Here is a 21,026-nt window from a genome sequence, read left to right on the forward strand (position 1 = left end):
TCCGCTTGAGAGGTCCTGGCACGCCTGGGTTATTTTTATCGTAATTCAATTACGCACAACGTAATTTGATTGGTATTGACCGTCAAGCTATAAAGACGCCCATTCGTCTCGGGATCAGACCGCCTCCATGGAAACGCCGCGCAACAACGACAAACAGAAAGTCCGTTCGGCCGAGGTCGGCACCGACATCCTCAAGGCACTGGCCGAGCTGTCGCCATCGACTTCGTTGTCGCGACTGGCCGAGCACGTGCAGATGCCGGCGAGCAAGGTTCACCGCTATTTGCAGGCCTTGATCGCCAGCGGATTTGCCGAACAGAACACCGCCACCAACCACTACGGCCTGGGTCGCGAAGCCTTGCGTGTGGGGCTCGCCGCACTCAACAGTATGGACGTGCTCAAAGTCGCCGCCCTGCCCTTGGCCGAGCTGCGCGATGAATTGAACGAAACGTGTTTTTTGGCGGTGTGGGGTAATCAGGGCGCGACCGTGGTGCATATCGAACCGGCGGTGCGCGCGGTGACAGTCGTGACGAAATTGGGCTCGGTGTTGCCGCTGCTCAGCTCGTCGACCGGGCTGGTGTTCGGCGCCTACTTGCCGAAGCGAGAAACCATGGACCTGCGCGAGCAGGAACTGCACAACGCTAATACCCATGCGCTGGCAGACGATCAGGCCTATGCCGCATTGTGCGAACAGATCCGCGAGCGCGGTCTGCACCATGTGCATGGTTTGTTGATGCCGGGCGTCGATGCCTTGTCGGCACCTGTTTTCAATGCCGTCGGCAACGTGGCAGCGGTCATGACCATTGTCGGCCCTGCCTCATTGTTCCACGCCGACGAAAACGGCCCGGCGGCGCAGCGGTTGCTGGCGGCGACGCGGGCCGTGAGCTGGCGGATGGGCTACGAGCCGACGGCCGTATCCGGTTAGTCGGGGTTATGACAGCAGCGTCTGCTCGCTGGAATCAGGCTCGGCCAGCGCCTCCTTCATGAGTTCGGTAATGACGGCCAGATCTACCGTGGTGCCACTGAGTGTCGAGACAACGCTAAAGCAGGTATTCACATCGCCCAACCGCTTGGCGATCAATTTCTGTATCGGGGTGAATCCCGCTTTGCCAATGTGCAATGTCGCCAGTTCCAGCATGCAATCGAGAAAGCTGGAGAAGACTTTTTCGTTCTCACCTTCGTGGTAGGCCAGCCCGCCCTCAAACACACCTTTCGCCACAACGATGGCACTCAGCCCAAGGCCAATCGGCGGGTACACCAACGCTACGACTGCAACGGCCGCCACCGCAGCGTCATAGGACAGCTTCGCCACAATTTCGATAAGGCTGCGGGTCTGGGCATCCACCCCGTTAATGATCTGGCCGATCATTTCCCGATAGCACAGCGAGAAGTCGAAAACCCGGCTATTGACTTGCAGCGCCGGCGGTTCGACGTCGTCCCTGCCGCCCATGACCTCTTCAACGTAGGCCTTGATGACTCGCTGGTCAGTGAACCGGGCACGTTTGCAGTAATAAGTGCCCAGACCGCATTGCCTGATCGACCTGGAAAAATCAGCCAACGGTCGAAACCATCGGCCATCCGGCGCATGCGGGGTATACAACAGATCCTGAGCGACGCCGTTGTTCATCATGCGAAAAACATAAACACCCTGAATCGCACGGTGCTCCAGATGAAACCTGTAAACACCGTCGCGCTTGGGAGAATCGGGATAGTCAGCCTTGACGGGGTCATTGGCTTGCAGCTCGCGCAGCCGGTCAATGGCCTGTTCGATCCGATAATACTCGTCGCGCTGAAGCGCACCGCTGAACAGCTCGGCCAATGCAGCCCGGTGCATTTCATGCAGTTGCAAGTCGACATACACGTCACGTCTGAAGGCATAACCGGTCGAGCGTTCATCCAGATAATCCGAATTCAGCATGTCGATGTATTTTTCACCCGGACGCAGCGCTTTCGACCAGTTGGCGATGTAGTTATCCAGCAGGTTCGACATCGGCGGATGACCCGGTAACAGGCGAATTCGCGGGTAAATGCCGGGGTTATGCACCGGCCCGCTTTCTTCGGTGATGTGATGCTCTTTGATGATGAGTCGAGTCAGCGTCATCGATTGCGAGGCATTTAGTTCGACCATGATCAGATCGGGATTGACCGACACCGTCTCGCCGTTATCCGCCATCAGATCGTCCGCCATCTTCTTCACCAGATTGAAGGCGAATTTTTCGTAACTGATCAGCCCTGCTTCGTGGCTGGCCAGCCGCGTCAGCGCTTTGAGCTCGGTGTTCAGGCGGGCAAAATATTTCCGCTGATAGGCCGACGCGGATCGATAACCCGCGGGGGTGACAACCTCCAGCTCGCCTCGCAGCCAGTCGATACCCAGCAACACGCTGTGGCGGAGCACCGCGCCTTCCGATCCGGGCCAGGCTGCGCGCTTGATGCCACGCCACTGACTGGGCAGATCCAGGACCAACCGCATGTACGATTCGATACTTTCCCGCTCGGTGGCGTGAGCCTGTCGGCTCAGGTAGCTGCGCCCTTCTGGCGACCCCACCCAATCGGCCATGTGCAGGTTCAATTGTCGGAACGACGCGAACTCGTGCCATGTTCTGCCACCAGGCCCCTGCGGCGCATAAAGCACGCAAGGACCGGCCTCGCCTTCCGGCCCGCAGTAAACAATCAGCCCATGAAAAGGTTTACCCCAGCCGTCGAACGACAGCTCTCCCGCCGAATAGCCTTTAGCCTGCTGGCTGGCCCGCTCAACAATCTTCAGACTTTGATCACTGATGTGCGCCTGCAATTTCGCACTGAGCGAACTCAGGCTGGTGCCGCTGTCCAGGCGAGCCTGCAAGGCACGGATAACCTCTTCATTGCTGTACTTCTGCTCAAATTTGTCCGAGTACAGCGAACGCATGCTGGTATCGCCCATCACGTCCAGAAGGTCTTGCCTCGTCACGTCGACAGGCAGCGCTTCGCCTTCAAGGGCAATCTCCAGCGGGACAGTGGCCGGGTCATGCAAACCGTTGAGCATGAACTCGGGAAGGGTCAGACGATTGCGCTGAACGACTTTCTGCTGACCGACATAAAACGTATGCCGGGCGCTGACGAAGACCTGCTGCGGATCAATCACTTCGCCGCTGAGAATCCTGAGAAACTCACTCGCATAAAAATGGGCGAACGCTCTGAGAGAGCGGGCCTCTTTCAGCAGTTCATCCACTGCTTGCTCATGTTTTGCCAACGCCTGCTCTGTGTCGAAGTAATACTGGCGATCTTCTTCACTGGCACGCTGGAGCCAATCGGGAATCTGCTGCGGTTGTTCCGCCAGCATCCGCGTGGACGGTCGCAGAAGTGCTTCCTGAACGCCGCCTGCTAAAACTTTAATATTCATGCGCGCTTCCTTTTGCACATTTCAAAAACAAATAATCCGACAACGCCGCCAGCCATGGCGGCGTTGTCGGACAGATAATCTATTGATTAGTTTTAGCGATAGGACTCGACCACTGCGCGTCCGAACAAGTTGACTTGTTGAATATCCAGGCCAACAATTTTATAGGCAGATTCAAAGGTCCACTGTTCGGAAAATACGCCCGCATATTTTTCACTGAAAGCCGGCAGCTCATCCGCCTGCACTTTCTCCATGATCGCCCAACTCAGACTTTGCGAGTAATCAACGACCTGCTCACCCAGATCATTGATGACTATCGAAGTGAGGTAGGTATCATCGACATTGATCGTGTATTCCATATCCCGAAAAATCCTGTCGAGTTTCGCACTCACTTCTTCGAGTAAACCGGTTTTCATAAATTGCGTCCTTTCAATTAATTATGAGTCGACCAACATACGTCCAAAAAGACCAATACTCATTGACCGTGCCGACGCATAACTTATAAACACCTGAAACCCCGAAGTACACCCCACTACTTGTATGCATTCGTAAACAGGCCAACGTTCAAACAACCAACCCCAACACTTTCGCCTTCGCCACCGCTTGGGTTCTACGCTCCACCCCCAACTTCCCGTTAATGCGTCGCGCGTGGGTTTTTACTGTATGTAACGATATGAACAATTGATCTGCTATCTGTTGATTGGAGTTACCCAACGCGACTAATTCGAGGACTTCTATTTCACGCTGGCTCAACCTGTTCTGCAGCGAGGGCCCCGACTCGGGAGGGTGACCCGGCTCGGCGCGCCCGATGGCCTCTGGCAACCGTGGCTGACGCAACTGAAGATCGCGCAGGGTCTGTCGCAGATTGCAGCGCTCGATCAGCGCCACACCCTCCTGCAACGACTGGCGCGCGATGAGCATGTCACCCGTCAGCCAGGCGACTTCGGCCAGTGCCAGGTGCAACTGCGCTTGCAGCCCCGACATCCCCCGCTGCCTGGCTGACTGCAACTGACACTCGAGCCGTTGCACCGGTGATTGCGCCTGCCCCTGATAAACGTCGGTCAGCACCAGCAGGTATTCGAGGCTGGGGATCAGCTCCAGCGTGGCCGGCGGCGCCTGACGTGCAAGGGGGCCGTGGTAGTGGCGCAGCACCCGGGTCAGCGCTTCATGGGCCAGTTCCGGACGCCCCTGCTGCAACCAGAAATGGCAGCTGATGTGCAGCAAAGCTCCGCGATAGACCGTGTCGGGAATACGTCGTTGCTGCATCAAGCGTTCGGCATCACGCAGAAGGACAAAGGCCTGGGCGTAGTCCAGGCGATTGGCGGCCAGTTGCGCGAGGCCCAGAAAACCGTAAAGCACGCGCTTGTCCTGACTGCGCAGGCCTATCTGCAGCCCGCTTTCGAAGTACTCGGCCGCGTGTGCATCTTGTCCCTGAGACAGGCTTAAACGCCCGCGCCGCAAGGCAATCCGCCCAAGCAACGGTTCGGCCAGCGGTTGCCGCTGGACGAGCAAATCGTGCATGTTCGCCAGCAAGTGCTCGGCCCTGCCGGACGCTCCCCGTTGCTCGAGCAATTGCGCGTGGTCGAGTTCCAACAGCCCTTCAAACACCAGCGAACCTTGTGCGCGCGCCAGGCACAACGCTTCACGGTTGAGGGCGTGCGCCACGTCAAGTTCGCCTTGCAGCAGTGCTTGCTGGGTCAAGCCGGACAGGCACATCAGCCGGGCGCTCCACAATTCCGGGCCGAGCTCGCTGAGCGCCTCCAGCAAATGCGCCCGCGAAGGCTCTATATGCCCCAGCAAATGCTGGAGCCAACCTTGCAATGCCTGCCACCGTGCAATCAGTTGCCCTTGCTCGAGCGCCGACGGCTGAGGCATGAAGCGCGACAGATGCTCAATGCATTCGCCCGCCTGCTCGAATCGACCGGCGAACAGCAACGCCGCGGTGATCAGCCCCACCAATTGCGGTGAGCCCAGCATCAGTTCCTCGCCTTGTCGCTCGTGCAGACGCAACAACAGCACCACTGTCTGCTCCTCGAACAGGTGCTCGAAACTGAAATGCTGCAACAGGCTGACCGCGACTTCGAACTCTTGCGCCAGCAAGGCCTGTTCAAATGCGGCTTTCCAGTCCAGTTCGGCGGCGAACCACTGACAGGCGCGACGATGCCAGGAGCGTCCCTCCGGCCATTGTTCTTCGCGCATCAACTGCGTGAGCGGCGCGAAAATCTGCAGCCAGTCTGTCGAGTCCTGCCAGGGCTCGATAAAACAACCCAACGACTGCAAGGTATTCAGGCACTGTGCGCCTTCTCCCGCACCGAACAAGTGGTCGCACAGCCGGGCATTGAATCGGGGCAGATGGGCGAGCACCCGCCAGGCTTCCGTGAGCTCCGGGGTCAGAATGCTGAACAGTTCGTGCTCCAGGTAATCGTGCAGCGTGTCGGGTCGACCGTGCAGTTGCTCGTTGCGTGACCAGTCGCATTTTTGCAGCAGCGCAATCCTCACGCCCGCGCACCAGCCGCCGCTCAGTTCGACAATCCGGCAGGCACGCCTCGCGGCCTGCTCCGGTTCAAGATGGTGCAGCAGTCGGGCGATTTCCGTCTGGGTGAAAGCCAGCGTGGAACGCTCGCAATCGTACAATTCATCTGCCAGCAGCAGGCGTGGCCAATTGCAGGGTGGGCGGCGGCGACTACTCAGCCACCAGGTGACCATCGGACTGCTGATCGCCAACAACCGGTCGAGCAAAAGATCCAGCTCCGGGTTGGGCGTGCGGCAATAGTCATCGAGACACAGCCAGGTCGGCGTTTGCAATTGCGCCAGATAGGTCAGCAACCCGGGTTCGTCCGCTGAGTCCGATCCCAACGCCCGAGCCAGCCGCTGGCGAAATTCGCCGGCAGTCAACGACGCACCCGCCAACGGCAGCCAACAGACTTGACACTGTTCCGGCGCTCGTAGCAGGCACTCGATGAGCAGCGCACTCTTGCCACTGCCGGCCGGCGCACAGAGCAGTTTCACCCGCGCTGTCGAGGCCAGTAACGGCTCGATCAAGCGGTCGCGAGACAGGTGATGGGAAGACAAGCGGGGCAGGAGTCCAGGACGGTCCAGACACGGGGCCATGGCAGTCATAGTGGTGCGCCTTTTTATAATTGTGGCGCCACCCTAGCCCTCTCCACACAACTTGTTGAAGAAGTATTCAACACGCTGATCGACACCTATAAAAAAGGTGACCGCAAAGTCACCTTTTTCCTTAGGAGCTGTAGGAATGATTACCTCACCCCTGTACTCCTCAGCGCTGCTGGCGTGTAGTCACCTGCTTTGGCATCGATACCGAATTCGAAGCTGCGCTTCTCTTCGTTCTTCATCCCCAGGGCAATGTAGCGACCGGCAATCAGGTCATACAACGCTTCAACGGTATAGGCCGGCACCTGGTGATCGTAGTAGAACTGGGCGTGCCCTTCGGCTACACGCCAGAGCTGCCCGCGACCGTCGTAGTGATCCGCCAGCGCCACCTGCCAACTGTCTTCGTCGATGTACATGTGCCGCTTGGCATAGACATGCCGCTCGTTGGGCTTGACCGTGGCGACGATCTCCCAGACCCGGTGCAACTCATAGCGCGTCAGGTCCTGATTGATGTGCCCGGCCTTGATCACATCGGTGTACTTGAGGTCCGGCGAGTCGAGCTTGTAGCTGTTGTAAGGGATGTACATTTCCTTCTTGCCGATCAGCTTCCAGTCGTAGCGATCCGGCGCGCCGGAAAACATGTCGAAGTTGTCGGTGGTGCGTAGCCCGTCAGACGAGGTGCCGACGCCGTCATAGGCCACTTGCGGTGCACGCCGCACGCGGCGCTGGCCGGCGTTGTAAATCCATGCCTTGCGCGGTTCCTTGACCTGGTCGAGGGTCTCGTGAACCAGCAGCACGTTGCCCGCCAGCCGTGCCGGCGCCGTGACTTCCTGCTTGAAGTAGCTGAGGACGTTTTCGTCGCTGCCCGGCTTCAAATCCCCCAGCAGCGAAGGCACCGCCACTTCATCCTTGAAGCGGATCACCGTGAAATCGCCATTGGACTGCGGCGTGGCCTGGGTGATGGTGCGACGCAAGTTGCCACCGTGATAACGAGTGACGTGGTTCCAGATGACTTCGACGCCGTTCTTCGGAATCGGAAACGCGTAGTAGCGATTGCCGGTGAAGTTGGCCAGGCCATTGCCGTCGTTGATTGGCGTCACGTTCAGCGCGCTGCGCTTGGCCGACTCGTAGATGTCCGCTGGCAAGGCCACTGTGCGATGGGTCGGGTAGACCGGGATCTTGTAGGTCTCCGGGTAGCGCTTGAACATCGCTATCTGGCCGTCGGAAAGTTTGTCCTTGTACTTGTCGACCGTTGCCGCGGTGATGGTAAACAGCGGCTTTTCATTGGCAAACGGGTCGGCCAGGAAACCTTTGCTGTCCACCGCGCCGGCGTTTTTCGGCAGGCCGCCGGCCCAGGCCGGAATCGAGCCATCGGCGTTGCCGGCCTTTTCACCGCCCAATGGCGTCAGGCTGGTGCCGAGCTTGTTCGCTTCTTCCGGCGACACCGCAGCCATCACATCGACGGCCAACAGGCTCAGGGCCAGAACGCCGCATTGCAGAATCATCTTGCGCATTGAAATCATCCTTCTCAGCCAGATCAGAAGTTCACGCCAAAGCTCAACGCCAGGAAGTCGCGATCTTCCAGGGTGTTGTAGTCACCACCGAAGAAATCGGTGTAACTCAAGCTCGCGGTGTAGGTGTTGCGATAGTCCGCATCGACGCCGACGCTGATCGCCTTGGCGCCTTCGTTGAACAGACCGTTGGGGCCGTAACCGGCGACGTCGTGCGACCACGACACGTTGGGTTTGAAGTTGATCCCGCCAATCACGTTGTTGTAATCAAGGATGGCGCGGGCGCGGTAGCCCCAGGAGGTCGAGGTCACGAAACCGTCCCTGTCACCGCGAAAACCGTAGGCGCCATAGACCGAGTCACGGCCATAACGCAGCTTGTTGCGGGCTTCCAGACCACCGACGTGGACAACCGCCGCCTCACCCACCAGGGTCAGTCGGTCGGCCCCTGCAACCTGATCGATGAAGTGCGTCAGGGTACTTTGGACCTGCGTCACTTCCTTGCGGCGATAGCCCTTGTTGTCGGCGCCAGGCCGGGTAGCGATTGGCGAAGCGGCGCCGCCCGCAATCGGGTTGAGCAAGGCCAGGGTCAGGTCAGTGCTGTTGACCTGCACCGGCAGGTTCGGGCGATAGCTGATTTCGCCGGTCCACGCCGTGCCGGTGGGCAAGGTGGTGGAAAAACTTGCGCCGTAGAGGCGGATGTCTTCCGGGTACTCGAGGTAATACTGGCCGCGACCGAGCATCACACTCTGGGCCAGTGCCGAACCGGTGCCGGGTGCAATGGCGTTGGCGGTACCGACGATGGCCGGGATCCGTGCCAGCGTACCCAGCCCGGCGGTGGTGGTACCGACGAACGGTGTACGGCTGTGGTAGTTCATGAAATACAGACCGTACTCGGTATCGTCACCCAGCCAGCGCAATGCGGTGCCCCACTGCCCGGAGTCGCGGGCATCGCGGTCGCCGCCACGGGGCACGATCACCCCTTCCCTGCCGACCTGGAAGCCCTGGCCAAATGCGGCGGCAATCGGTTGCAGCGGCGCAATCGCCGGGCTGGCAACGGTGTATCCCGTAGTGCATCCATCCGCCGCCACGTCACCCCCGAAGAAGGTGCCGCAGTTGTCGAGAACGGTCTGGTCCCACTCCAGCTGATAGAAGCCTTCCACGGTGAGCTTGTCGGTCAGGCCCTGGGAAGCGAACAGCATGTTCACCGGAATCAGGCCTTCCTTGATCTCGGCGCCAGGACGGCGGAACGCTGAAACGTCGACCGGGTTGATGCTGTTGATCGAGTTGCCGATGAAGGTACTTTCACCCCAACTCACCACCTGTTTGCCGGCGCGTACAGTGCCCGGCAGATCGGCGATGGAGTAGTTGTGATAGACGAAGGCATCGAGGATCTGCGCACCGGAAGACTTGGAGCCCTCCTTGCGATTGTGATCACTGATCGGCTTGAACTCGCGGTCTTCGTCCTTCAGTTCGAAGTCGTACCAGTACTTGCCACGGACGAACACGCCGGTGTCGCCGTACTTCAGTTCCAGGTCGTGAATGCCCTTGAAGATCTTGGAGAAGGTCTCGCCCTTCTTGAAGTTCAGTCGCCCGTCGTCACCGGTCGATGCCTGGCCGGTCCCGCCGTTGACAGTTCCCACCAGGGACCTGTCGGCATCGCGCATGCCCCAACTCGCGCCCACGGACAGCGAGGAGTCGAACGTCCCTTCGATTTCGCCAATGTTGAATGAAATGGCCTGCGCCTGGGCACAGCTGCCCAAGGCAACCGCAGCGGCCAGCGCCTGCGGTGTGAAGATGGCGCGCATTGTTGTTTTTGTCATGCGTCTTCCCCGGTGAGTGACAGAAGGCCACACCCTACTGCCGCAGGTCGGGGGCGATAAGCGCACCAAGGAGGTATTCGCTGTGTACCTCTAAAGGATGAACAGGCTTGCGGAGCGAGGGTTTGCGCGAAGTATGGATGCAGTGGATGGGGGTTTATCAGTCAGACGCATGAACGCGGCACTGTTGCCCAGCCTGCAACACTGCATGTCTGGAATCGCTGTTTTTCCTTTGGACTCAAGCGCTTATTCTGACCGGGCTTTCAAGGGAAACCGCCTGACAGCAAACAGCGATGCCGTGTGATCAGTTCACGCCATTGGCAACCGTTTTCAGATGAATCGAAGGTTTCGACTCATCGCCCCGTGTTCACTGACGTTGATTTGTAGCTCCTTGATCCAACGTCTTGCTTTGGCCGCTGCGTTTGCAGCGGCCTTTTTTATGGGCGATGGTTTTTTGAGGGATGGCGGGGCTCAGGCGAGCCCTGCCGAAAGCGAAGGAATCAGAGCGCGTACTTCTGCAAATTCCCCATCATCTCCTTCAACGCTTCAATGTTGTCCTTCGGATGCGCTGCCCCTTCGAAATCACAAATCTGCTGCCAGTGCGCCGCCACATCTTCCGGTGAGAAACCGACCCGCGGATCGAACCCGGCACCGAGGCTGCGCTCCCAGCGCACCTTGCCCATCCAGCCGCCGCCGACTTCAAACAGCCCAGAGGTTTCCTGGCAATTTTCACTGGCGAGGTACACCACCAGCGGGCTCACCAGCTCCGGTTTGAGTTGTTCGAACACTTGTGGCGGGATCAGGCCTTCGGTCATGCGGGTGCCGCCGGTGGGGGCGATGGCGTTGACCAGGATGTTGTTTTTGCGGCCTTCGATGGCCAGCGTGCGGGTCAGGCCATAGAGGCCGAGTTTGGCCATGCCGTAGTTGGACTGGCCGAAGTTGCCGTAGATGCCCGAGGTCGACGCCGTGAAGATCACACGACCATAGTTTTGTTCGCGCAGGTGCGGCCATGCGGCGCGGGTGACTTTGTAGGCGCCTTCGACGTGGACGCGGTAAACCACGTCCCAATCGGCGTCGTCCATTTTGTGAAAGGTCTTGTCCCGCAGGATCCCGGCGTTGTTGACCACCACGTCGACACGACCAAAGACGTCGAGGGCATGTTGCACCAATTTGTCGCCATCGGTGACGGAGTCATGGTTGGCTTCGGCGATACCACCGGCCTCGCGGATCTCAGCCACGACACGGTCTGCGGCAGATGCGTTGGCGCCTTCGCCTTGAGCCGAGCCGCCGAGGTCGTTGACCAGCACCTTCGCGCCCTGTTTCGCGAACAACAGCGCATGGGCGCGCCCGAGGCCGCCACCGGCCCCCGTGATGATCACGACTTTATCTTCGAAGCGCACAGGCTCATTCATTGGGGGACTCCAGCAGGCCAAGGGACAATGAGTCCGAGTCTCAGGCAAGGCGCTGCGGGTCACAATGAACACAGCTGAGGCTGAATGGTGCTCGATAAGGCTGGGGGATGATGAGTGCGTGGACCGAGTCACGGCCCATCGCCAGCAAGCCGGCGCCTACAGGACCGGGGGGCTCCAAACTCATCTGACACCACAAAAACACTGTAGGAGCCGGCTGGCGATGGCGATCTGACAGGCACCACAAGCTCCAGCAAGTTTGCGGTGATGCCTACGAGCAGGCCGCCTTCAGCGGCAGCGAAACCAGCCGGTCGCGAAACGCCAGATAGTGTTTCAGCACTTGCGCTGGCGCTTCCGTTTGCGGGTAATGGCCAATGCCGGGCAACAGCACCGTATCCGGTTCAGGGATCAACTCCCGATAGCGCTCGACCATGTGCGCGCCGGAGATCGGATCGGCCTCGCCATCGATGACCCGCAACGGCACATCACCGCGCTGCATCGCGCTGACCCAACGATCGCGCTGGACGCGTCGTTCGGGAATGTAGGCAATCAGTTTATGCAGGATCCGTGGCCCGTGATTGCTGTCCACCAGGCTCCAGAAGTCATCCATCTCACTTTCGGTAGGACGGCTCTGCGGTCCGAAGATCTGTCGGAAACTCTTCACCAGTGCATCCCGGGAAAAGGCTCGGCCGATCATCCATCCCAGCGGGCTGAGCAACAGTTTCTGCATCAGTACCGGGCGGTGGGTTTCCGGAAACAGGCCGCCATTGAGGAACACGCAACTGCCAAGATGAATACGCGACTCGTAATGCCGGGCCAGCAGTTCCTGAGCCACGCTGTCGCCATAATCGTGGGCCAGCACGTGCACCGTTTGCTCCACATTCAAATGCGCCAGCAATGCCTGTTGCAGATCGGCTTGCTCCAGCAGGCTGTATTCGTGACCCACCGGTTTGTCGGAATCACCGAAACCAAGCATGTCGCAAGCGATCAGCCGATAGCGCTGGGCCAGAGGCTGCCACAGGTAATGCCAGTCCCAACTGGCGGTCGGGAAGCCATGGATCAGCAGCAGCGGTTCACCCTGCCCTGCTGTCCAGTAACGAACGGCCCGGCCACGAAATACGAACGTCTGGCCGCGTTTGCGCCAGACACACAGAGGGATCTCGGGAAGTGGCATCAGAGTCTATAACCCGGGTCTTGTTGATCGAGTTTGCGCAGCAACGCTGGCCAGGCCAGTGCGCCGCCCATGCCTTGTGCACTTTTGGTGACGCCGGCGATCATCGCCTTGGCGCCCGCCAGAATCTGCGGTTCGATAGCGATCAGTTCAGCGCCACCGCTCTGCGCCATCACCTGGATATCGCAGGCGCGCTGAAAGGTGAACATCATCAGGAACGTATCGGCGATGGTGCCGCCACAGGTCAGCAGACCGTGGTTGTGCAGCATCAGGAAATTGTTTTCACCGAGGTCGGCTTGCAGCCGCGCCTTCTCTTCATGGTTCAGCGCAACGCCTTCGTAGCCGTGGTAGGCCAGGCTGGACAGGACAAACAGCGACTGCTGACTGATTGGCAGAATGCCTTGCTTCTGCGCCGACACCGCAACCCCCGACGCCGTATGGGTATGCAGCACGCACACCACATCGTGACGAACTTCATGCACGGCGCTGTGGATGGTGTACCCCGCCGGGTTGATCTCGTAAGGGCTGTCCATCAGCTTGTTGCCGGCCAGATCGACCTTCACCAGGCTCGACGCTGTGATCTCGTGAAACATCAGCCCGAACGGGTTGATCAGGAAGTCTTCGGTGCCGGGCACCTTGGCGGAAATGTGGGTGAAAATCAGATCGTCCCAACCATGAAGGGCGACCAGGCGATAACAGGCCGCCAGATCGACGCGGGTCTGCCACTCGGCGGCGCTGACCTGGTCTTTGACGCTGGAGGACGATTGGAGGGGGGCTACGCTCACGGCAGGAACCTCGTTTTTATTATGGAGTGCATCCAATGACTACCGAGTCTAGTCAGCCCTCGAGGTTCGTGTAGTTGCATTGGCAGCCAGCTTGATGGCCTAGCGAGTCAGTGCGCAGACAAGCCTGGATCCATGTCAAAACACCGACGCCAGCAACGGCGCAGCGCCCCCGTTCAACCGCCCCGTCAGAACCATGCCCCCCCTCTCCGTCAAGCGATCAGCAAGCCTGACTTGCACGGCTCAGCGAACCACCAGTCAACCGCGCAGGGCCGTGACCAGTTCCGCCAGCCAGGGCTCGGCATCGGTTTCCGGTGTAACGCTTTCGCTGGCGTCCAGACGCAACATCGGCAGCACTTCGCGGATGCCCAGCTCGCCGAACAGTTCACGCATCAGTTCGCCACCGCCGCAGAACGTATCGCCATAGCTCGCATCGCCCAAGCCGATGACCGCGCCCGGCAAACCACGCCAGGCCGCCGGCAATTGATCGCGGATGGCGAAATACAAGGGTTGCAGGTTGTCCGGCAGTTCACCCATGCCGGTGGTCGAAGTCACCGCCAGAAAGGCTTCGGGGCCGAAGGCCTGGACATCGGCGAGGCTCGCACGCGGGTTGTGAAAGGTTTCGAATCCCGCAGTTTTCAAAATGTTCGCAGCGTGGCGGGCGACTTCTTCTGCCGTGCCGTACACCGAGCCGGAAAGGATGGCGACTTTCATCAATCTGATCCTGAAGCTGAATAAAAGACCGGGATATTAACAGCACAGACCCCATTGTTCTTTTAGAATGCTGAACGTCAATCAATAAGGAAGGGATTCTTCAATGATCAACGCGCAACTGCTGCAGATGGTGATTAACGCGTCCAACGACGGCATCGTGATCGCCGAAAAGGAAGGCGAACAAGACAACATTCTGATTTACGTCAACCCGGCGTTCGAACGCCTGACCGGTTATACCAGCGAAGAAATCCTCTACCAGGATTGCCGCTTTCTGCAGTCAGGCGACCGCGATCAGGAAGCACTGCCATTGATTCGCGAGGCGCTGGCCAGCGGCGGTTCCTGTCGGGAAATCCTGCGCAATTACCGCAAGGACGGCACCCCATTCTGGAATGAGCTGTCGCTTTCCACGGTGAAAAACCCGAACGACGGTCAGACTTATTTTGTCGGCGTGCAAAAAGACGTGACCGTTCAAGTCAAGGCGCAGCAGCGGGTGACGCAGTTGGAGGCGCAAGTGGCCGAGCTTCAAAAAGAGCTTGCCGCGCTAAAAGCGACGAACGGCGAAAACAAAACCGTGAATTGATTGTCATTAACTACAATCACCGTTGGCTTTGTAACTATTTCTTTCGAGCAGATCATGCAGCGCGACGCACTCCTGACCCAGGATGAGCTGGATTTCATCCAGACCATGCAACATAACCCGCAACTCAATGTGCGGGATGCGACGTCGAGCCTGCTCGTCAACGGTGGTTCGCAAATCCGTGATTTGCTCACGCGCCTTGCCGCACATGAGCAGGTCACCATCCAGGCCAATTTCGAAAATCAGCAAATGACCTTCCCGTTGCATCTGGTGGAAGACGAGTTTCATGCGCTGCATTTACGCCTCGGCGTCCCCAGCATCTATGAAGACGGGCCAATGGTGCGACCATGGCGCCTGGTACTCGACGAACCGGTTGCCCTGGAAAATGCCAGTGGCCAGCCCGGTACGATGTGGGTGCACGAAGTGTCGTTCAAAGGCGTCTTGCTGGAAGTTCGCAACAGGACCAAACCGCCCAAACATTTCGCGTTGTGGTTCAGCCCGTCAGGCTATGAACGGATCGCGATGCGTGGCACCTTCGAGAAAGAAACCGACAACGGTTTCTACGCGTATCAGTTGAGTCAGAGCGACACCGACGAAACCGAGCGCCTGCGCCAGTACATCCTTCAGCAGCATCGGCTGACGCACCCCGCCATGCACCTTTGATTCAGGTATCCAGGCTACCCGCCAGGAACTGTTTCAGACGCTGACGCATCATCATTCCCTCCTTACCCAGACAGCCAATGGACGATCCACTCAGGCTCTCCTGCGCCAGATCGGACGCATCGCCGGCAAGCATCAACTGGCAATCCAGGCTCATGGCCAGCCGATTTAAACGCCGCGCCAGCTCAGGGGCGGGTGCGTGGTTGGACACCAGCACCAACGCCTGGGGCCTGACTCTTTCGCAGACAAGGGTCAATTCGTCGAAGGGCTGACCGAGCGCCAGCACTTGAATCGCCGAATCGACACTGCTCAGAAAAAGCGCCGTGAGGAGCACTTCAAGCTCACGACTTTGATCGTTCAGGGCAGCGACAATCACGCGACGCGGCTGCATGACACGCACCAGCAGCAGGCGCTGCAACACGCGAGAACGCAGGAAGCCATCCAGGAAAAGCCACTCGCTTGTCTGACCGAACCCTTCATGGCGTTGAAGCAATTGCTGCCAGAGCGGAATCAGAATGTCCTGGAACGCCACCGTCAGGGGGTAGCTGGAAAAGATCTGTCCATAGACCTGCTCCAGCTGGACCTCATCGAATGCGCTGACGGCCACTTTGACCTGTTCCTGCCACTGCGCGTAATCCACTTGCACCAGTTCATTGGGGATGAGGTGCGACAGCGCCTGAAGCGGCGCGGTCCTGGCCAGGATCTTGCCGACCTTGCTGACGGCAACGCCGCGGTCGAGCCAGGCGAGGATACTGTGGACCCGCTCGATATCGGCCACCGCGTATAACCGATGCCCGCTTTCGGTGCGCTTAGGCTGGATCAGGCCATAACGGCGCTCCCATGCCCGCAGCGTAACCGGGTTGACGCCCGTCAGCCGAGATACCTCGCGAATCGGAAACAACTCCTCCTGTTCAATCGGAACAGAGGTCTGAGTACCAGCGACATCGTCAGTCAGGACAGGCATGTGTCAGATCAACGTCCGTATCTAAATTGGATCCCATTCTAACTCTCTTGCCCCATGATCATTCAAGGCTTAGATGAGCAACGATTATCAGGGGCATAACCTGTAGAATCCGGAATAATCCTTGCTTGTTCCGAGACGCAGCCCACCACCCCGGCGCTGCGCCTGGCGAAACTCCTATCCGGAGTGACGCGTTGTCCATACGGAGATACATAATGTCTACCTCACCCGTCACGCTGATGGTTGCGCGCCGCGTCGCCGATGGGCGTTATCAGGACCTGATGGCCTGGTTGCGCGAAGGCGAACAACTGGCCACCGATTTCCAGGGTTATCTCGGCTCAGGCGTGCTCGCCCCGCCGCCCGACGATGACGAATTCCAGATTATTTTCCGCTTCGCCAACGAGCAGACCATGCACGCCTGGGAGCATTCCGCTTCGCGTACCGCCTGGCTTGCACGCGGCAGCGACCTGTTTGCGCATAAGACAGAACATCGCGTGAGCGGCATCGAAGGCTGGTTCGGCGCTGCCGGCCAACGTCCGCCACGCTGGAAACAGGCCGTGGCAATCTGGCTGGCGTTCTTCCCGGTGTCGTTGTTGTTCAACTTTTTGCTGGGGCCGCTGCTCGGCGAAATGAGCCTGCTGCCTCGGGTGTTGATCAGCACGTTGTGCCTGACGCCGTTGATGGTTTACTTCTTCATCCCACTGTCGACCCGGATGCTGGCCAGTTGGCTGCAAGGCGCGCCGACACGGCGATTGCCAGCCAAACCCACCACCCAAAATCAATGAGTTCTCTTGTGGGAGCGGGCTTGCTCGCGAAGGCGGCCTTTCAGTCAAAATATGTAGTGACCGATGCACCGCCTTCGCGAGCAAACCCGCTCCCACACGAGCCGGTTTTGCACAATAGGTGAACGCGGCCGCTCGCTGGTATAGTTTTGCTCTTACCGCGACGCGAGCCGTTCATGACTTCTTCATCCGCCCCGATCCTCATTACCGGTGCCGGCCAGCGTGTCGGCCTGCACTGCGCGCAGCGTTTGCTCGAAGACGGTCATGCCGTGATCTTCAGCTATCGCACTGAACGCCCCGGCGTACAGGCGTTGCGTGACCTGGGCGCGACGGCGGTATTTGCGGACTTTTCCACCGAAGCCGGGATCCTGGCCTTCATCAGTGAACTGAAAAACCACACAGACAGTTTGCGCGCGATCATCCACAACGCCTCCGAATGGCTGGCCGAAACGCCGGACACCGACGCCGCAGCGTTTACCCGCATGTTCAGCGTGCACATGCTGGCGCCCTACCTGATCAACCTGCACTGTGCCGACTTGTTGCAACGCTCGACCCCGGCGGACATCGTGCACATCACCGATGACGTCACACGCAAGGGCAGCAGCAAGCACATCGGCTACTGCGCCAGCAAAGCCGGGCTCGACAGCCTGACCCTGTCCTTCGCGGCGAAGTACGCGCCTGACATCAAGGTCAACGGCATCTCCCCCGCCCTGCTACTGTTCAATCCTGACGACGACGCGGCGTACCGCGCCAAGGCTCTGGCCAAATCCGCATTGGGTATCGAACCCGGTAGCGAAGTGATCTACCAAAGCCTGCGTTATTTGCTCGACAACCCTTATGTCACCGGCACGACCCTGACCGTCAACGGCGGACGGCACCTCAAGTAAGGTGCCCCGCGAGGATATTTCATGACGTTATCCCGGCCCCAGAATGCCCTGTCCCAGAACTACCGCGAGATCCTCATCGGCCTCGGTGAAAATCCCGACCGCGAAGGCCTGCTCGATACACCGGCGCGCGCAGCCAAAGCCATGCAGTACCTGTGTCATGGTTATGAGCAATGTGTCGAAGAAATCGTCAACGGCGCGTTGTTCGCCTCCGACAACGATGAAATGATCATTGTCGACAACATCGAGCTGTACTCGCTGTGTGAACATCACCTGTTGCCCTTCATCGGCAAGGCGCATGTGGCTTATATTCCGACGGGTAAAGTGCTGGGCCTGTCGAAGATTGCGCGGTTGGTGGACATGTTCGCCCGTCGTCTGCAAATCCAGGAAAACCTCACCCGGCAAATCGCCGACGCGGTGCAACAGGTGACCGGTGCCGCGGGTGTCGCGGTAGTCATCGAAGCACAGCACATGTGCATGATGATGCGCGGCGTCGAGAAACAGAATTCGACCATGAACACCTCGGTGATGCTCGGCGCCTTCCGCGAGTCGAGCAACACCCGCCAGGAGTTCCTGCAATTGATTGGACGGAGCAAGTAGCAATGCCACAACTTCAACCAGGAATGGCACGCATCCGGGTCAAGGACCTGTGCCTGCGGACGTTCATCGGGATCAACGAGGATGAAATCCTCAACAAGCAGGATGTGTTGATCAACCTGACCATCCTGTACGCCGCTCAGGAAGCGGTGCGTGACAACGACATCGATCACGCGCTCAATTACCGGACCATCACCAAGGCGATCATCGCTCACGTGGAAGGCAATCGCTTCGCCCTGCTCGAGCGTCTGACCCAGGAAATTCTCGACCTGGTCATGGCGAATGAATCGGTGCTGTACGCCGAGGTCGAAGTCGACAAGCCCCACGCCCTGCGTTTCGCCGAGTCGGTGTCGATCACCCTGGCTGCGAGCCGCTGACCGCGTCTGGCGCATCGTGCGCCAGGCTTTTATCATCTCGCGCACGACTTATTCCCACAGAGCCCATCATGACTGACCAACAACGCCTCGAACTTGAAGCCGCCGCTTTCCGCCGGCTGGTCGCGCACCTGGACAGCCGCAAGGATGTGCAGAACATCGACCTGATGAACCTCTCGGGTTTCTGCCGCAACTGCCTGTCCAAGTGGTACAAGGCCGCGGCAGATGAACGCCAGATCGAGGTCAGCCTCGACGACGCCCGCGAAGTGGTCTACGGCATGCCGTACGCCGAGTGGAAAGCTCAATACCAGCAAGAAGCCAGCGCCGAACAACAAGCGGCGTTCGCCAAAGGAAAACCCAATGAGTGATTTGAACACCCTGCGCGCCAGCCTCAAAAGCGGCGAACACGTTTTTGCCGACACCCTGGCGTTCATCGCCACGGGCTACGACTATCAGCCCCAGGCCTTCAACAACGGCGGCGTGGAAAATGCGGCCGGGCAGAACGAAGGTTCGTGCAAGACCTTGGGTCTGGCGCTGCTGGAAGGCCTGAGCGATGAAGAAGCGCTGTTGGCGTTTGGCGAGCATTACCGCTCGGTTGTGGCCACGCCTGAAGGCAGTGATCACGGCAATATCCGTGCGTTGATCGCCCATGGATTGGCTGGTGTGAAGTTCTCGCAGCAACCGCTGACACGCCGCTAAATTGTCACCTGCACCAATCCCGTAGGAGCCGGCTTGCTGGCGGTGGGGCCTTGAGCCTTGCATCGCCCCTGCGGACGCCATCGCCAGCAAGCCGGCTCCTACGGGGGTTAACGTTTTTCCATCCACATCCCGACTTTTAAGATTGACCCGCCAACTTTATTTCGTTTGCCGGACACCGCTGCTCGCGGCTTAGATAAAAGGAAGAATCCCTTCTTCAGAGTCGGTCATCCATGAGCAGCGAATCCATCAGTCGGTCGATCAACATCGTTCATCCCGTCACCCTCAACCACGGCAGAAATGCCGAGGTCTGGGACATCGATGGCAAACGCTACATCGACTTTGTCGGCGGCATCGGCGTGTTGAACCTCGGCCATTGCCACCCGCGCATCGTCGAGGCCATTCGCGAGCAAGCCACCCGGCTGACGCACTACGCGTTCAACGCGGCGCCGCACGTGCCTTACCTCGACTTCATGGATCGCCTGGCCGCGTTCATTCCGGTGGATTACCCGGTCAGCGGCATGCTCACCAACAGCGGTGCGGAAGCGGCGGAAAACGCCTTGAAAATCGTCCGGGGCGCGACCGGTCGTACAGCCGTCATTGCCTTCGACGGCGCCTTTCACGGACGCACACTCGCCACGCTCAACCTGAACGGCAAAGTCGCGCCCTACAAACAGAAAGTCGGCGTACTGCCCGGTCCGGTGTATCACCTGCCCTTCCCCAGCGAAGACAACGGCGTGACCTGCGCCGAAGCGCTGAAGGCGATGGATCGCCTGTTCAGTGTCGAAATCGATGTCGACGACGTGGCGTGTTTTATCGTCGAACCGGTGCAGGGCGAAGCCGGCTTCCTGGCCATGGACGTCGAGTTCGCGCAGGCACTGCGACGCTTCTGCGACGAAAAAAACATTCTGCTGATTGCCGATGAGATTCAGTCCGGGTTCGGCCGCACCGGCCAGCGCTTTGCGTTTTCTCGCCTGGGCATCGAGCCCGACCTGATCCTGCTCGGCAAAAGCATCGCGGGCGGTGTGCCGCTGGGTGCGGTGGTTGGGCGCAAGTCGCTGCTCGACACGTTGCCCAAGGGCGGACTGGGCGGCACTTACTCGGGCAATCCGATTGCTTGCGCTGCCGCGTTGGCGACGCTGGATGAAATGACCGACGCCAACCTGCACGCCTGGGGTTCACAGCAGGAAGAAACGATCGTCAGCCGCTATGAAGCCTGGCGCGCCAACAAGGTTTCCCCTTATCTCGGACGCCTGACCGGTGTCGGCGCCATGCGCGGCATCGAACTGGCCAACGCAGACGGCACACCCGCCCCGGCGCAGCTGACACAACTGTTGGCCCTGGCGCGAGAAGCCGGGTTGCTGCTGATGCCCAGCGGCAAGTCGCGCCACATCATCCGGCTGCTGGCGCCGTTGACCACGGAGCCGGCGGTGCTGGAAGAAGGCCTCGACATCCTGGAGGCGTGCCTGAAAAAGCTGACCTGATCCCTGTAGGAGCCGGCTCGCTGGCGATCCAGTCGACTCGGTATGACAGGAGCACCGCGTCGTCTGGATCGCCAGCGAGCCGGCTCCTACAGGTAAAACCAAATGAGCTGCACAAAAAAA

General features: G+C 59.3%; 20 protein-coding genes. 10 read left to right on the plus strand and 10 right to left on the minus strand.

Going from position 1 to position 21,026, the window contains the following annotated elements; genetic code table 11:
• Positions 1-127: 127 nt before the first annotated feature.
• The gene (locus FBY04_RS06130; RefSeq protein WP_145314793.1) at positions 128-922 is read left to right on the plus strand and encodes an IclR family transcriptional regulator; all 795 of its coding nucleotides are present in this window, start codon (positions 128-130) and stop codon (positions 920-922) included.
• Between the two features lie 6 nt (positions 923-928).
• Here FBY04_RS06130 and FBY04_RS06135 read toward each other — a convergent pair whose 3' ends face one another.
• The 9 genes from FBY04_RS06135 to FBY04_RS06175 all read right to left on the minus strand — a co-directional run bounded on the left by FBY04_RS06135 (position 929) and on the right by FBY04_RS06175 (position 13,891).
• On the minus strand, positions 929-3,376 hold the full coding sequence (locus tag FBY04_RS06135) for a dermonecrotic toxin domain-containing protein (RefSeq protein ID WP_145314794.1): 2,448 nt from the start codon (positions 3,374-3,376) through the stop codon (positions 929-931).
• Between the two features lie 92 nt (positions 3,377-3,468).
• A complete protein-coding gene (locus tag FBY04_RS06140; protein WP_145314795.1) occupies positions 3,469-3,789 on the minus strand; it encodes a hypothetical protein in 321 nt (106 codons plus the stop codon).
• Positions 3,790-3,937: 148 nt separating this feature from the next.
• On the minus strand, positions 3,938-6,493 hold the full coding sequence (locus tag FBY04_RS06145) for a LuxR C-terminal-related transcriptional regulator (protein ID WP_145314796.1): 2,556 nt from the start codon (positions 6,491-6,493) through the stop codon (positions 3,938-3,940).
• Positions 6,494-6,633: 140 nt separating this feature from the next.
• Entirely contained in the window at positions 6,634-8,001 is a 1,368-nt protein-coding gene (locus FBY04_RS06150) for a DUF1329 domain-containing protein (RefSeq protein ID WP_084318147.1), read from the minus strand.
• A 23-nt stretch (positions 8,002-8,024) separates the two neighbouring features.
• A complete protein-coding gene (locus FBY04_RS06155; protein ID WP_145314797.1) occupies positions 8,025-9,818 on the minus strand; it encodes a DUF1302 domain-containing protein in 1,794 nt (597 codons plus the stop codon).
• A 497-nt stretch (positions 9,819-10,315) separates the two neighbouring features.
• On the minus strand, positions 10,316-11,227 hold the full coding sequence (locus FBY04_RS06160) for an SDR family oxidoreductase (protein ID WP_084318145.1): 912 nt from the start codon (positions 11,225-11,227) through the stop codon (positions 10,316-10,318).
• A gap of 268 nt (positions 11,228-11,495) precedes the next feature.
• A complete protein-coding gene (locus FBY04_RS06165) occupies positions 11,496-12,398 on the minus strand; it encodes an alpha/beta fold hydrolase (protein ID WP_145314798.1) in 903 nt (300 codons plus the stop codon).
• A complete protein-coding gene (locus FBY04_RS06170) occupies positions 12,398-13,180 on the minus strand; it encodes a class II aldolase/adducin family protein (protein ID WP_145314799.1) in 783 nt (260 codons plus the stop codon). The genes FBY04_RS06165 and FBY04_RS06170 overlap by 1 nt, the downstream gene beginning before the upstream one ends.
• Before the next feature lie 255 nt (positions 13,181-13,435).
• Positions 13,436-13,891, minus strand: a complete 456-nt coding sequence (locus FBY04_RS06175; protein ID WP_084318142.1) for a flavodoxin — start codon at positions 13,889-13,891, stop codon at positions 13,436-13,438.
• A 103-nt stretch (positions 13,892-13,994) separates the two neighbouring features.
• Between FBY04_RS06175 and FBY04_RS06180 the strand changes: the two genes are divergently transcribed.
• Together FBY04_RS06180 and FBY04_RS06185 are read left to right on the plus strand one after the other, a co-directional pair.
• Positions 13,995-14,471, plus strand: coding sequence for a PAS domain-containing protein (locus FBY04_RS06180; protein WP_084318141.1), 477 nt, complete (start codon positions 13,995-13,997; stop codon positions 14,469-14,471).
• A 54-nt stretch (positions 14,472-14,525) separates the two neighbouring features.
• Complete coding sequence (locus FBY04_RS06185) at positions 14,526-15,131, plus strand: hypothetical protein (RefSeq protein WP_084318140.1); 606 nt, start codon at positions 14,526-14,528, stop codon at positions 15,129-15,131.
• A 1-nt stretch (position 15,132) separates the two neighbouring features.
• Here the strand turns inward: FBY04_RS06185 and FBY04_RS06190 are convergent, their stop codons facing one another.
• Positions 15,133-16,092: a MerR family transcriptional regulator gene (locus FBY04_RS06190; protein WP_145314800.1), complete on the minus strand. Its 960-nt coding sequence runs from the start codon at positions 16,090-16,092 to the stop codon at positions 15,133-15,135.
• A 212-nt stretch (positions 16,093-16,304) separates the two neighbouring features.
• Between FBY04_RS06190 and FBY04_RS06195 the strand changes: the two genes are divergently transcribed.
• From FBY04_RS06195 to FBY04_RS06225, 7 genes are all read left to right on the plus strand, one after another.
• Entirely contained in the window at positions 16,305-16,874 is a 570-nt protein-coding gene (locus tag FBY04_RS06195) for an antibiotic biosynthesis monooxygenase (protein WP_084318138.1), read from the plus strand.
• Between the two features lie 173 nt (positions 16,875-17,047).
• Positions 17,048-17,758 carry a dihydromonapterin reductase gene (gene folM / locus FBY04_RS06200; protein ID WP_084318137.1) on the plus strand — a complete coding sequence of 237 codons (711 nt, stop codon included), beginning with the start codon at positions 17,048-17,050 and terminating at the stop codon, positions 17,756-17,758.
• 21 nt (positions 17,759-17,779) lie between these two features.
• Positions 17,780-18,355 (plus strand): GTP cyclohydrolase I FolE, encoded by a 576-nt coding sequence (gene folE / locus FBY04_RS06205; protein WP_008026971.1) that lies wholly within the window; start codon positions 17,780-17,782, stop codon positions 18,353-18,355.
• Positions 18,356-18,357: 2 nt separating this feature from the next.
• Complete coding sequence (gene folX / locus FBY04_RS06210) at positions 18,358-18,729, plus strand: dihydroneopterin triphosphate 2'-epimerase (protein WP_008026970.1); 372 nt, start codon at positions 18,358-18,360, stop codon at positions 18,727-18,729.
• A 68-nt stretch (positions 18,730-18,797) separates the two neighbouring features.
• Complete coding sequence (locus FBY04_RS06215) at positions 18,798-19,094, plus strand: DUF1244 domain-containing protein (RefSeq protein ID WP_008026968.1); 297 nt, start codon at positions 18,798-18,800, stop codon at positions 19,092-19,094.
• Complete coding sequence (locus tag FBY04_RS06220; protein WP_084318136.1) at positions 19,087-19,425, plus strand: HopJ type III effector protein; 339 nt, start codon at positions 19,087-19,089, stop codon at positions 19,423-19,425. The genes FBY04_RS06215 and FBY04_RS06220 overlap by 8 nt, the downstream gene beginning before the upstream one ends.
• 230 nt (positions 19,426-19,655) lie before the next feature.
• Complete coding sequence (locus FBY04_RS06225) at positions 19,656-20,906, plus strand: aspartate aminotransferase family protein (protein ID WP_145314801.1); 1,251 nt, start codon at positions 19,656-19,658, stop codon at positions 20,904-20,906.
• Positions 20,907-21,026: the final 120 nt, after the last annotated feature.

It is taken from the genome of Pseudomonas sp. SJZ080, assembly GCF_007828295.1.
Classification (GTDB): domain Bacteria; phylum Pseudomonadota; class Gammaproteobacteria; order Pseudomonadales; family Pseudomonadaceae; genus Aquipseudomonas; species Aquipseudomonas migulae_A.